This is a genomic window from Caulobacter sp. FV2ps19 (genome assembly GCF_058681035.1).
This window is the reverse complement of record NZ_CM178729.1, coordinates 2,652,114-2,665,229: the sequence shown is the minus strand read 5'-3', so window position 1 is coordinate 2,665,229 and position 13,116 is coordinate 2,652,114. Positions and strand designations below refer to the sequence as shown.

Below are 13,116 nucleotides of genomic sequence, written 5' to 3'. Positions count from 1 at the left end.
TGCGTTGGTTGCGCCTACAGGGTCTCGTCCGCCCCGCTTACGTCGCCTTGATCATTGTCGTTGTCGTCGCCGCCGGCGTCAGCCAGCCGCTCCACGCTGACGACGTGCTCGTCCTTCGCGGTGCGGAAGACGGTTACGCCCTGAGTATTCCGCGCTGCAACACGAATTTGCGAAACGGGGCACCGTATCAATTGTCCGGCGTCTGTCACCAACAGGATTTCGTCGCTGTCGTCGACCGGGAACGAAGCCGCCAGACGGCCGCCGCGCTTGCTCAGGTCCTGGGCCGTCAGCCCCTGCCCGCCCCGGCCGGTGCGGCGATAGTCATAGGCGCTGGTGCGCTTGCCGAAGCCTTCCGACGACACGGTGAGGATGAACTCCTCGGCCGCGCCCAGTTCGGCGATGCGCTCCGGCGTCAGGCTGGTTTCGTCGAGCTCCTCGTCGGCCTCTTCCGGCGCCGGGGCGTCGTCGCCCTCTTCGCCGGCCGCGCGCAGCATGGCGCGGGCGTGCTTCAGATAGGCGGCGCGCTCGGCCGGCGTGGCGTCGACGCCGCGCAGGATGGCCATGTTGATGACTTCATCGCCCTCGGCCAGCTTCACACCGCGCACACCGGTCGAGTCACGGCTGGCGAACACCCGCACCTCGTCGGCCGAGAAGCGGATGCAGCGGCCCACCGACGTGGTCAGCAGGATGTCGTTCTCGGTCCCGCAGACGCCGACGCCGACAATGCCGTCGCCCTCATCGAGCTTCATGGCGATCTTGCCGTTGCGGCGCACGTCGACGAAGTCGCTCAGCTTGTTGCGGCGCACGCTGCCCGAGCGGGTGGCGAACATCACGTCCAGCCGATCCCAGGTCGCCTCGTCCTCGGGCAGGGCCAGGATCGAGGTGATGGTCTCGCCCGGCTCGATCGGCAGCAGGTTGACGAAGGCCTTGCCGCGCGAATTGGCGGCGCCCAGCGGCAGCCTCCAGACCTTGAGCTTGTAGACCTTGCCGCCCGAGGTGAAGAACAGCAGCGGCGCGTGGGTCGAAGCCGAGAACACGCGGGTGACCGCGTCCTCGGTCTTGGTGGCCATGCCCGACTTGCCTTTGCCGCCCCGGTGCTGGGTGCGGTAATTGGCCAGCGGCGTGCGCTTCACATAGCCGCCCATGGTCACGGTGATGACCATGTCCTCGCGGACGATCAGGTCTTCATCTTCCACGTCGGCGTCGCCGTCGACGATCTGGCAGCGGCGCGGCACGGCGAACTTGTCGCGCACCTCAACCAGTTCCTCGCGGACCACGGCCATGATGTTGGCGCGGTCCGACAGCAGTTCCAGGAAGCCGCGGATGGCCTCGGCCAGGGCGGTCGCCTCGTTGCCGATTTCCTCACGGCCCAGGCCGGTCAGACGCGACAGGGTCAGGGCCAGAATGGCGCGGGCCTGCTCGTCGGTCAGGCGGATCAGGCCGCCGTCTTCCTGCAGGGTGCGCGGATCGGCGATCAGCTCAACCAGCGGCAGCATGTCGCCGGCCGGCCAGGACTTGGCCACCAGACGCTCGCGCGCCTCGGCCGGGTCCTTGGACGAGCGGATGATGTGGATGAACTCGTCGATATTGGCGACGGCGATGGTCAGGCCGACCAACACGTGGCCGCGATCGCGCGCCTTGCCCAGGTCGAACTTGGTCCGCCGCACGACGACTTCCTCGCGGAAATCGACGAAGATCTTGATCAGCTGGTGCAGACCCATCTGCTCGGGCCGGCGGCGGTTGAGGGCCAGCATATTGACGCCGAACGAGCTCTGCAGGGCCGTGAAGCGATACAGCTGGTTGAGAATCACGTCGCCCGAGGCGTCGCGCTTCAGCTCGACCACGATGCGCATGCCGTCGCGGTTGGACTCGTCGCGGATGTCGCTGACGCCCTCGATCTTCTTGTCGCGCACCAGCTCGGCGATGTGCTCGACCAGATTGGCCTTGTTCACCTGATAGGGGATGGCGGTGACGATGATCGCCTCGCGCCCGGCGCGGATCTCCTCCACCGAGGCCAGGCCGCGCATGATCACCGAGCCGCGGCCGGTCATCAGCGCCTGGCGCGGACCGCTGCGGCCAATGATCTCGCCGCCGGTCGGGAAGTCGGGGCCGGGCACCAGGTCCAGCAGGGTTTCGACGCTGACGTCGGGATCGTCGATCATCGCCAGACAGGCGTCGATCACTTCACCCAGATTGTGCGGCGGGATATTGGTGGCCATGCCGACGGCGATGCCGCCCGCGCCATTGACCAGAAGATTGGGGATCCGAGACGGCAGGACCGAGGGTTCCTGCTCCTTGCCGTCATAATTGTCCTGGAAGTCGACCGTATCCTTGTCGAGGTCCGCCAGCAGGGCCAGGGCCGGCGGCGCCATCCGGCACTCGGTGTAACGCATGGCGGCGGGCATATCGCCGTCGACCGAGCCGAAATTGCCCTGACCGTCGATGAGGATCAGCCCCATCGAGAACGGCTGGGTCATCCGCACCAGGGTGAAATAGATCGAGGAGTCGCCGTGCGGATGGTATTTACCCATCACGTCACCGACCACGCGGGCCGACTTCACATAGGAGCGATCCGGCGTATGGCCTTGTTCGTGCATCGAAAACAGCACGCGGCGGTGAACGGGCTTGAGGCCGTCGCGCGCGTCCGGCAGGGCGCGGCTGACGATCACGCTCATCGCGTAGTCGAGATACGAACGACGCAGTTCGTCCTCAATGAAGATCGGGGCGATATCCCCTCGCGGCCCTTCGGGAGGGGTAGTCATTTGATCGTCGCTCAAGGGGATTTTTCGCCGTCAGAATCGAACACGGAACTGTCTTTAACTGTTAGCATTCCCCTAAGGCCGACGCCACCTTTCCGGGGCGGGCCCGGCTCTTGCCCGTTTGTTTTTGAAGGATTTCCCATGCGCTCCTCCCTCGTCGCGACGGCCTGCTTGATCACGTCCCTGACCGGTTTCGCCGCCCTGCCCGTCCTGGCCGCCGACAGCCCGACCGCAACGGTCGCCATGAAAGCCGGCGACGGCAAGGACGCCGGAACCCTCACCCTGACCGAGGCCCCGCACGGCGTTTTGCTGCGCCTTGAGCTCAAAGGGCTGACGCCCGGCTGGCATGGCGCCCACTTCCACGAGAAGGGCGACTGCGGCGCGCCGGACTTCAAATCGGCCGGCAGCCACGTCCACACCACGGCCAATGTCGTCCACGGCCTGCTCAATCCTGACGGCAATGACAATGGCGACCTGCCCAACATCTTCGCCGGCGCTGATGGCACGGCCACGGCCGAACTCTTCTCCACCCTGGTGTCGCTGCACGGCGCCGGCGGCCGCCCGGCCCTGCTGGACGCCGACGGCTCGGCCGTCGTCGTCCATGCCAGCCCCGACGACTACATGACCCAGCCCATCGGCGGGGCCGGCGCCCGGGTGGCCTGCGGCGTGGTGAAGTAAGCGCGACAGGGCCCCGCCGTTCGCGGCGGGGCCTGCGGCCAGGCGTCGTGCGATCCCAAAGTTAGGCTTTGACGTCGGGGGCAGGTTGCGACGCTGAGCAGACTCTTAGTCCCTCTTCCAAAGGGAGAGGGAGGAGCCCGCCGCGGAGCGGTGGGAGGGTGAGGGGTTACGGCAGAACGGGCATTGGCGGCCCTCTATCCCCGTCGATTCCGGATCAAACCCTAACCCAATCAACGCTCTAAAACTTTCTCGCGCAAACTTATCCCCGGCGTTCAAACCGCCCGCATAATCAATCTCACCTGACAGCACGGGAAGGGCGCACGTACGGCGACCGTTGCGACTGGCAGGGGTGGTCGAACGGGTAGCGCCCGTCGGCCGTCGTCGAAGGCCCGGCGGGGTCTGGCTGAGCGTGGACACCCCTCGAGGACCGTCCCGTGTTGAGGCCAGGCCCGGACCGCCGAGAGCACCCTTCGCCGACGCCCGATGACGCGCAACAGGCATGGGCTGAAATCGCTCATGCGGTCTGGACGGGGTCGCCATCCCCTCCACCCGTCGGGGGCCTAGCTACCGGAGCGGGCTAAAACCCCGCCAATCCCGGCGATGCTCCCGAATAACGGCTACGCGGAGCGTTCGTCTTCGTCGAAACGGTACTTAAAACTCAATATTCCGGGCGAGGCCCGGACGCTCCGCAGCCCTTCCCATCCCTTCAGCGGTGATCCGCGTGAGGCGGCGAAGTCTTGTCTTCTCCCTTCCCCCATCCGCCGACGGGACGGGAGTCGACCTAAACCGTCTCGGCCGCCATGGCCTGCGCCTTGACGGCGCGCTTTTCGGTCAGGGCCACCAGGGCCACGCCGACCAGGGTCGCGCCCCCGCCGATCAGCAGTTGCGGGGTCAGGCGGTCGCCCATGAAGGCGATGCCGATCGTGCAGGAGACCAGAGGCGTGAGCAGGAAATACGGCGTCACCCGGCCCGCCTCGCGCCGCTGGACCAGCCAGAACAGCAAGGCGCTGGCCCCGATGGTCGAGACCACGCCGGCGAAGGCGACGCAGGCCCAGGCCAGGGGCGGCGCGGTCGTCACCCGCTCGACGATCCGGGGCTCGACGGCGAAGGACAGGGCGATCAGGCTGGGGGCGGCGACGATGGCGGTCATCCCCTGCATCTTCAGCGGCTTGACCCCCGGCGTCATGCGCACCAGCACCGTCGCCACCGCCCAGCAGGCGCAGGCCAGCACCACCAGCACCAGGGCCGGCAGATCGCCAGCGCCGTGCGGATCCAGGCTCATCCAGGCCACGCCGACAAAGGCGATGACCAGGCCGATCACCGCCGGCGGACGCATGGACTCGCCCAGCAGCTTCCAGGCGGCAATGGCGGTGAACGGGATCCACAGCTGGCTGGCGACGACCAGCGGGCTCAGCGACTTGGCCAGACCAAAGGCCGAATAGATCAGGCCAAAATGGATCGGCCCCGACAGCAGGATGATCGCCGCCAGCTTCCTGGGTTCCGGGAACGGCGGCCGGACGAACGCCGCCAGAAACACCAGGGCCAGGGCAAACCGCATCCCGCCCACCAGGATCGGCGGCAGGTGCGCCGTGGCCACCTTGGCGGCGGCGTTGTTCAGACCCCAGGTCAGGATGATCGCCAGGATGGCGAGGCGCTCAAGACCAGACAGGGGCGAATTGGCGGGCATGACCGCTTGGACCAGACCGCGCGGCTGGGGTCAATCTGGAGGCGATTGATCGGCGCAGATCACGCGGCGCACCGCGCCGGTCAGCAGGGCCAGATCGGTGTCCGGCGTCGTGAAGGCCGGGGTCAGATAGACGACCTTGCCCATCGGCCGGATCCAGACGCCCGCCTCCGCGAACCGGGCGCACAGGTCGCTCACCGCGACGGGTGCGTCGAACTCGACGACCCCGATCGCGCCAAGGACCCGCACATCAACGACGCCCGGCGCGGCGCGACACGGCTCCAGCCCCTCGGCCAGAGCGGCCGAGACCCGCGCCACATCGGACCGCCAGGCTCCGTCCTCGAACAGGTCCAGCGAGGCGTTGGCCGCCGCGCAGGCCAGAGGATTGGCCATGTAGGTCGGGCCATGCATCAGGGCGGCCTCGGGATCATCCGACAGGAAGGCCTCGAACACCCGGGTCGAGGCCACCGCCGCCGACAACGGCAGTGTCCCGCCGGTCAGGGCCTTGGACAGGGTGACGATATCGGGCTCGATGCCCGCCGCCTGCATGGCGAACAGCGTGCCGGTGCGGCCAAAGCCCGTGAAGATCTCGTCGAAGATCAGCAGCACGCCATGCTTGTCGGCGAGTCGCCTCAGGGCCCGCAGGGTGTCGGGCCCGTGCAGCAGCATGCCGCCCGCGCCCTGCACCAGGGGCTCGACCAGGATGGCGGCGATCTCCCCGCCCCGCTCGCTCAGCAAGGCGTCCAGCGCGAGCTCGCCGTCGGCGTCGCCCCGCGCGTCTCTGGGCAGGTCGGCGATCACCTGGGCCGGCATGACGCCCGAGAACAGACTGTGCATGCCCTCCTCCGGATCACAGACCGTCATCGTGGCCAGGGTGTCGCCATGATAGCCGCCCCGGAACGACAGGAACCGCGTCCGCCCGACCTCGCCGCGATTGATGTGGAACTGCAGGGCCATCTTCATGGCGATCTCGACCGCCACCGAACCGGACTCGGCGAAGAAGGCATGGTTCAGATCGCCGGGCAGCAGGTCGGCCAGCCGTTTGGCCAGGCGATAGGCCGGCTCATGGGCCAGCCCGCCGAACATCACATGCGGCATCCGCTCGATCTGGTCGCGCAGGGCCTGGGCGATATGCGGATGATTGTAGCCGTGACAGGCGGTCCACCACGAGGCCAGGCCGTCGACCAGCTCGCGCCCGTCAGCCAGCACCAGCCGCGAGCCCCGCGTGGCGACCACCGGCAAGGGCGGCCGCGCGGTCTGCATCTGGCAATAGGGTCGCCAGACATGGGCCGCGCCTTCATTGAGCCATTCGGGGGTCATGGACGATCCTGCGTTGCGCCTCCCTTTTCGTTGCCATGGGAGGGCGCCTTGCCTATGCCCTGCGCCCTGCCTTCGCAAACGGGAAACAGCATGCAGAGCCTCGACGCCTTCGCCGGAGACAAGCTGACCGCCCTGGACGCCAAGCGCCTGCGCCGCACCCTGAAACCGACCCGCCGGCTGGACGGCGCGATCGTCGAGCGCGACGGCCGGCGGCTGATCTCGTTCTCCTGCAACGACTATCTGAACCTGTCGCATCACCCGGCCGTCCGCGCCGCCGCCGCCGAGGCGGCGCTGAACTACGGGGCCGGCGCGGCCGCCTCGCGGCTGGTCACCGGCGATCATCCTCTGCTGGGCGACCTCGAAAAGCGCCTGGCGCGGCTGAAGGGAACCCAGGCCGCCTGCGTCTTTGGCTCGGGTTATCTGGCCAATCTGGGAGTCATTCCCACCTTCGTCGGGCCCGGCGATCTGATCCTGATCGACGCGCTGGCCCATGCCTGCCTGTGGGCCGGGGCCAAGCTGTCGGGCGCCCGGACGATCGCCTTCAGGCACAATGACGTCGCCGATCTGGAGCGCCTTTTGAAGGCCGAACGGGCCGGCGCCCGTCACGTCCTGGTCGCCACCGACGGCGTGTTCTCGATGGACGGCGACATCGCCCCTCTGGATCAGCTGTCGGCCCTTTGCGCCGCCCACGACGCCTGGCTGCTGTCGGACGACGCCCACGGCGTCGGCGTCCTGGCCGAGGGACGCGGCTCGGCGGCGCTGTTCCCGGCCGCTGACATCCCGCTGCAGATGGGCACCCTGTCCAAGGCGCTGGGATCCTACGGCGGCTATGTCTGCGGCTCGCAGGCGGTGATCGACCTGCTGAAGACCCGGGCCCGCACGGTGATCTACGCCACCGGCCTGCCGCCGGCCTCGGCCGCCGCCGCCCTGGCCGCCCTGGACATCATCGAAAGCCAGCCGCCCCTCACCGCCCTGCCCCTGGCCAGAGCCCGCGCCTTCACCGCCGCCCTGGATCTGCCGCCGGCCCAGAGCCCGATCGTGCCCGTGATCATCGGCTCGGCGGAGGCGGCTCTCGCCGCTTCGGCGCGGCTTGAGGCCGAGGGCTTCCTGGTCGTCGCCATCCGTCCGCCGACCGTGCCCGACGGCACGGCCCGCCTGCGCATCGCCTTCAGCGCCGCCCATACCGAGACCGATGTGGCGCGACTGGCGGAACAGGTGGCGGACCTTCGCCAGGATCAGACCGCATGAAGAGCCTCTTCATCGCCGGGACCGGCACCGACATCGGCAAGACCCATGTCGCCTGCGCTTTGATCCAGGCGGCAAGGGCGCGAGGTCTGAGCGTTGACGCCTTCAAGCCGGTGGTCAGCGGCTTTGATCCCGCCGCCCCGGACACCAGTGATCCGGGACGCCTGGCCCGGGCCCTGGGAGACCCTGACGCCGTGGCCCGCATTTCGCCGCGCCGCTACGGCGCGCCTTTGGCCCCACATCTGGCCGCCCGGATGGAAGGCGACACCCTGAGCCTGGAGGATCTGATTGCCGACTGCGCGCTTCGCCTCTCACGACCCGATCGCGACCTGCTGCTGATCGAAGGCGCGGGCGGGGTGATGTCGCCGCTGACCGACTCGACCACCAATCTGGACCTGATGGCGGCGCTCAATCTGCCGATCCTTCTGGTGGCGGGATCCTATCTGGGCACGGTCAGCCATGTGCTCACCGCTCTGGAGGTGATCCGGGCGCGCGGCCTCACCGTCGCCGCCCTCGTCATGAGCGAGAGTCTGGCGGCGCCGGAGCTGGTCCAGACAGCCGACATGCTGCGCGGGTTCGAGACCGGAGCCTCGCTGATCCTGGCCCCCCGCGCCCCGACCTGGAATGCGGATGCGCTGGCGGATCTGGTTCTGAAACCGCGATAGCCGACCAGACCCTGTCCGCCGCCCCACCGCCGCAACGCAAAACGGCCAGATCCAGAGGACCTGACCGCCTGCTGTTGAATACAGATCTAAAGCTAGACCTAGAACGGGATCTCGTCGTCCAGATCGGCCGAGAAGCTCTCGCGCGGGCCGCTGGGCTGGCTGCGCGGCGCGCCGCCGCCGCCAAAGCCGCCGCCACCCCCGCCGCTGGAATAGCCGTCGTCACCGCCGGACGATGCGCCCGCGCCGTCGCCGCGACCGCCCAGCATGGTCAGTTCGCCGCGGAACTTCTGCAGCACGATCTCGGTGGAGTACTTTTCGGCGCCGGTGTTATCGGTCCATTTGCGGGTCTGGATCGCCCCTTCGATATAGACCGTGGAGCCCTTGCGCAGATATTGCTCGGCCACCTTCACCAGATTGTCGTTGAAGATCACGACCCGGTGCCATTCGGTCTTTTCCTTACGCTCGCCCGAGGTGCGGTCGCGCCAGGTTTCAGAGGTCGCCAGGCGCAGATTGGCGACGCGGTCACCGGAGCTGAGGCTGCGGATTTCGGGATCGGCCCCGAGATTGCCCACCAGAATGACCTTATTGACGCTGCCCGCCATCGTTTCGACCTTGTTCACGCCCGGCGACCCTTGCGCCGGAATCTGATCAAGACGTTAACGGAGCGTCGCGGTCAACGCAATTTTGTTCTCAATACGTTCCTGTGGACCGAGGGCGATTGTCGCGGACCGACGTTCTATTGCGCCGGAACCTGCCGCACGGCGCCCGGAACGGCCAGACGACCATCGCCGGTGCGAACCAGAGACATGAAGCGCGCGCCGTCATAGGTCTGACCCAAATAGATCCCTTCCTTTTCCACGAAGATGAAGCTGCCCTGATAGGCCCCGGTCAGGGTGCGGCTGGGGCTGCCCAGCCGAATGAACCGAAGACGAACCCCCTCCAGGATCGCCGCGCACTGTTCCATGGTCTGGACATTTCGCTCCACGGGATTGAAGCGCAGGGTCTTGTCCTTGTTGGTCGCGACCTGAAAGCAGACCCCCTGTTCAAACGGGGCCTTGATCTGCTTTTCGCAGCCGGACAGGCCCAGACCCGCGGCGGCGACGGCGATGGTGATCAAGAGCGAACGGCGCATGGGGGAACTCGCCTTAGCCGGCGACCGGGATCGAGCAGTTCGGTCCCTGGTCGATGACGGTGTGGAAGGAACGGTTATCGGAAGACGCTTCGACGCGCCCGGGAACCAATCGCAGGGTTTCCTCACCCCAACGACCATAGGTGGCTCCGCCAGCGCGCTCGCAACGCCCTCCGAACAGGGTCTGGGCGCAGGCGTTCAGGGTGATTTCGCCCGGCAGACGCCGCCATTCGGCGCCGGAATAACGCCAGCACACGGCCAACGGCGTAGTGGAAACAGGCACGGCAGGCGACGTCGCAGGACTTGGCGCGACAACCGAAGGCGCAGGCGCCACGACGGCGGGCGGCGGCAACGGCGTCAGCACCGTGCCCGCCTCGTCCGCAGCCGCCAGGGCGCCCGTCTCGTCCACACCGACGTCCAGGGCGCCGGTGGCGACGCCATTTTTCTGGGCGCAGACCGCCAGGGTCGTCTCGCCCGCGAACTGACCGCCCACGAAGCACCGCAGGGGTCGAGCGGGATCGAGCTTGGTGTCGTCGGCCCGCCCGGTCTCGACGATCAGCCCAGCGCGCGAGGCCGGCGGCGGCTCGGCTTGCTTGCTCTTGCCGCCCAGCAGCAGGATCGCGATGACGAGGCCAGCCACGAGCGCGAGCGCCGCGCCGCCCGCAAGAATGATGCGCCGGTCTTTCAGAAATTCCATGAGTACTGGCTACGACGCGAAGATGGCGCTTTCAAGCACCTCTAGCGCAGGAGTGCGACTATCCGCCGGTGAGACGGTTCAGCGCGGCCTGATAGTTGGCGATCTGGTTGGTCAGATAGGTCGGCACAGTGCCTCCCGTCTTGCCCGACGTGCTGGCCGCGCTGCTATCGATGCCCATAGCGAGATCGGCAAACTCGCGATAAGCCGTGCGCACCGCCGACATGGACTTGGTGATCGCCGCAGAGGCCGCCTTGCGTCCCGCCTCGGTGGTCAGGTCGACCTCCGGGGGAAGCTGCAGCCCAAAGACCGGGCCGCCGCCGTCAGCTGAAACGGTTTTACCGCTCTCGACCTTTGTGCCGCGAATGACCCCAGAGGCCAGCCCCAGAGCCTGCAGCACGTCGGTGCCGCCCTTGCCTGCCAGGATTTCGATCGTTGAGGTGGCGTAGGCAGGGCTGATCTTGAGCTTGCGCGCATTGCCGTCGCTGGCCAGTTCGACCTTGGCGCGGAAACCCGACGCGCGCTTGATCTTGTCGGCCAGGGTTTCCAGCGTATCGTTGGCCTCGATCTTGATCGTGGTCAGGGTCCCGCGCTCGCGGGTGCGGATCTGGAACGTGTCGCCCGCTCGAGCGGCTGTCGCTGAGACAAGACGTTCGGACTGCGTGAAATCCATGACGCCCTTGGGCAAACCAAAGGCGTCAAGGCCACTGGATCCCCCCTGGTCGACGGAAATCGAAGTCGGGGTCGCATAGCCATCCTTGCCGGTCAGGCGCTGGGACCAGGAGACCGCGCCGGTGGCGACGTCGATCTGGGCGACATAGCCGTCCTTCTCCCCGACCGTGCTCTGACCTTCCAGATTGTCGCCGGCCGAACCGACCAGCCAGGCCGCTCCGTTGGCCACCGCCATGCCGGTCACGGTGTCATTCCCCGCGCCGCCGTAATAGGCCAGAGTGTCGGCGCTGGTGTCGGCCAGATCCAGCGCGACGCGGCCGACAAATCCGTCCGATCCGCCCGAGGCGGTCGTGGTGGCGTTGCCAATGCTCAGAGCGCCGTTTGAGGTGTAGCCACCTACATAGAGTTGGCCGCCATCGATCGCGAGGCCCGCGAGGTCGCCGCCCTGCAGCGACCCAAGGTTACGGGTGGCGCCAGCGGTCAGCGTCGCGGACTTGGTGTAGGTGACCGGCGTGGTCACCATAACCCCCGCAGAGGTCATCGACGTGGCGTCCTCGGTCACGACGGTGGGCGCCACCGTAAAGCTGCGCAGGACCGCGTTGCCGCCTTCCTTGCCGCCGACGATCACCTGCGAACCGTTGACCACGATGTCTGAAACGGAGTCGTTCTCGGCCGTGCCAAACTTCTGGGTGAACAGCGCCTTTGGCGTGCCGTTCACGTCGGTGGCGAAGGCCGTCAGATAGGAATCATATTCCCCGCCGGCGATCGTTGACGAGCCGGGAAGGTCGGACTTGGACCGCCCGCCGACATAGAGAACGCCGTCGGATCCGAACGCCACGGCTGTGGCCTCGTCTTCCAGCATGCCGCCGCGACGCACCGTCCATTGCTCGTCGCCCTTGGCGTCGTAGCGGGTGACGAAACTATCGGTCTTTCCCGAATCCGCATCGGAATTGATCGGCCCATTGACCGCGCCATCCAAGCGGCCGGTCACCGATCCCGCCACCGCGACACTGCCGTCACTGGCGACCGCGAGGTTCAGGCCGCTGGCGGAATCTGTGGCTCCCAGGCTGCGCGCATAAAGGAGATGCCCGGCCGAGTCATATTTCAGCAGGGCGACATCCTGATCGCCCTTGATGACCTGCCCACTGACATCCTTGGTGACATCCGCCAGCATGTAGATCGAGCCGTCGGCTGCCGTGACGGTCTTGCGCACGCTCGAGATCGTGCCCTGCAACGTTTCCGAAAACACCTTGCCACCAGGCTGCCCCCCACCGGCGGCGCTGTATTTGGTCAGGGTATTTTCGATGACCGCATCATCGGTCTTGGTATCTTTGTCGGGGTCGGGATCGCCCGCTGCTGTCGTGATGTAGACGGCCGGCGATGTGGTTGCGGCCGAGAAGGTCAGCTTCTCAGTCGAATCCCCCTTCACGCGGAGGGCGAAATCATCCCCGGTCGCCGGCAGCGTGACGGGCTGGCCATTGACCTGGACGGTCCGGGTTTCGCCAATCGTTCGCTCGACGGCGAAGCTGGTCTCGAAACCCTGAGCCTTGAGTTTGTCGTTCATGAAGCTGACTACGTTGGACATCGTCCTGGGCGTGGCCCCCATATCGATCAGGTCAATATTGACGTTTGTCGTCACGCCGAATTTCTTGATCGCCAAGTCGAAACTCGCATTGCCCTGGAACTTGGGCACAGGATCATCGGACTGGCCGCTGTAGATCGTATCGGTGATGTAGGTGTAATTGTTCTTCGGGACGCCGACCGAGGTCCTATCGGTGGTCATCACCGTGCCTGCCGTCAGTCGCCCCTGCTCGAGCTTGAGATTCTGGGTATAGGTCGTGATTTCCGACAACCCCTTGGCCATCGCCGTTTGCAAGCGCTTGAGCTCGCTATCGGTGACGCCCTTCTCGGATGATCGCGCGGCGATCGCAGAGAGCGTATTGAGCGCCTGATAGGTGGCGAACAGCTTTTTATAGTCGCTGCTGGCGCCCTTCAGGCTGGTCTGATTGGCGGCTTCATCGATAAATTTGTGACCGGACAACGCCGACTTGACCAGAGCGCTGGGCTCCGGCGCGCCAGCGTTCCAGGGCGCGTTAGGCACCACGGCCTTGGACTTGGAGGACGAGGTCGCCACCGTGGTCGCCGCAGCATCAAACTGGCCCGTACGAGCCTGATAGTAACCGAGCAGGACACTGGTGTCGAAAGTGATCACGGTCAGTTCCGTCGGGACACACTTCGCACCCCGCCTCTTTTTGAGCCTACAAGGCTGA

Annotated in this window: 9 protein-coding genes and 1 pseudogene; 3 read left to right on the top strand and 7 right to left on the bottom strand. The window is 66.8% G+C overall.

The features are described 5' to 3' along the window. Nucleotides 1-14 precede the first annotated feature (14 nt). Entirely contained in the window at nt 15-2,777 is a 2,763-nt protein-coding gene (gene gyrA / locus ACW18B_RS12580; protein WP_492047386.1) for a DNA gyrase subunit A, read from the bottom strand. 123 nt (nt 2,778-2,900) lie between these two features. On the opposite strand from gyrA, the gene sodC reads away from it, so the two are divergent. Next, entirely contained in the window at nt 2,901-3,437 is a 537-nt protein-coding gene (sodC, locus tag ACW18B_RS12575; protein ID WP_492047385.1) for a superoxide dismutase[Cu-Zn], read from the top strand. A gap of 781 nt (nt 3,438-4,218) precedes the next feature. Here sodC and ACW18B_RS12570 read toward each other — a convergent pair. Together ACW18B_RS12570 and ACW18B_RS12565 are read right to left on the bottom strand one after the other, a co-directional pair. After that, nucleotides 4,219-5,158: pseudogene (locus ACW18B_RS12570) on the bottom strand (DMT family transporter). Next, nucleotides 5,155-6,441: an adenosylmethionine--8-amino-7-oxononanoate transaminase gene (locus ACW18B_RS12565; RefSeq protein ID WP_492047384.1), complete on the bottom strand. Its 1,287-nt coding sequence runs from the start codon at nt 6,439-6,441 to the stop codon at nt 5,155-5,157. Before ACW18B_RS12565 ends, ACW18B_RS12570 begins: the two are co-directional and overlap by 4 nt. Before the next feature lie 90 nt (nt 6,442-6,531). On the opposite strand from ACW18B_RS12565, the gene bioF reads away from it, so the two are divergent. Next, nucleotides 6,532-7,689, top strand: coding sequence for an 8-amino-7-oxononanoate synthase (bioF, locus tag ACW18B_RS12560; protein WP_492047383.1), 1,158 nt, complete (start codon nt 6,532-6,534; stop codon nt 7,687-7,689). Beyond that, nucleotides 7,686-8,351, top strand: a complete 666-nt coding sequence (gene bioD, locus ACW18B_RS12555) for a dethiobiotin synthase (RefSeq protein ID WP_492047382.1) — start codon at nt 7,686-7,688, stop codon at nt 8,349-8,351. Before bioF ends, bioD begins: the two co-directional genes overlap by 4 nt. A 98-nt stretch (nt 8,352-8,449) precedes the next feature. Here bioD and ssb read toward each other — a convergent pair whose 3' ends face one another. From ssb to ACW18B_RS12535, 4 genes are all read right to left on the bottom strand, one after another. After that, nucleotides 8,450-8,953, bottom strand: a complete 504-nt coding sequence (gene ssb, locus ACW18B_RS12550) for a single-stranded DNA-binding protein (RefSeq protein WP_492051702.1) — start codon at nt 8,951-8,953, stop codon at nt 8,450-8,452. Nucleotides 8,954-9,087: 134 nt separating this feature from the next. Continuing rightward, complete coding sequence (locus tag ACW18B_RS12545; protein ID WP_492047381.1) at nt 9,088-9,483, bottom strand: hypothetical protein; 396 nt, start codon at nt 9,481-9,483, stop codon at nt 9,088-9,090. 13 nt (nt 9,484-9,496) lie between these two features. Continuing rightward, nucleotides 9,497-10,177 (bottom strand): hypothetical protein, encoded by a 681-nt coding sequence (locus ACW18B_RS12540; RefSeq protein ID WP_492047380.1) that lies wholly within the window; start codon nt 10,175-10,177, stop codon nt 9,497-9,499. 58 nt (nt 10,178-10,235) lie between these two features. Next, nucleotides 10,236-13,058 carry a hypothetical protein gene (locus ACW18B_RS12535; protein WP_492047379.1) on the bottom strand — a complete coding sequence of 941 codons (2,823 nt, stop codon included), beginning with the start codon at nt 13,056-13,058 and terminating at the stop codon, nt 10,236-10,238. Nucleotides 13,059-13,116 lie beyond the last annotated feature (58 nt).

Coding starts and splice junctions, on each gene's coding strand:
- sodC (WP_492047385.1), top strand. CDS start 2,901: ATGCGCTCCTCCCTCGTCGCGACGGCCTGCTTGATCACGTCCCTGACC.
- bioD (WP_492047382.1), top strand. CDS start 7,686: ATGAAGAGCCTCTTCATCGCCGGGACCGGCACCGACATCGGCAAGACC.
- ACW18B_RS12565 (WP_492047384.1), bottom strand. CDS start 6,441: ATGACCCCCGAATGGCTCAATGAAGGCGCGGCCCATGTCTGGCGACCC.
- ssb (WP_492051702.1), bottom strand. CDS start 8,953: ATGGCGGGCAGCGTCAATAAGGTCATTCTGGTGGGCAATCTCGGGGCC.
- ACW18B_RS12545 (WP_492047381.1), bottom strand. CDS start 9,483: ATGCGCCGTTCGCTCTTGATCACCATCGCCGTCGCCGCCGCGGGTCTG.
- ACW18B_RS12540 (WP_492047380.1), bottom strand. CDS start 10,177: ATGGAATTTCTGAAAGACCGGCGCATCATTCTTGCGGGCGGCGCGGCG.
- bioF (WP_492047383.1), top strand. CDS start 6,532: ATGCAGAGCCTCGACGCCTTCGCCGGAGACAAGCTGACCGCCCTGGAC.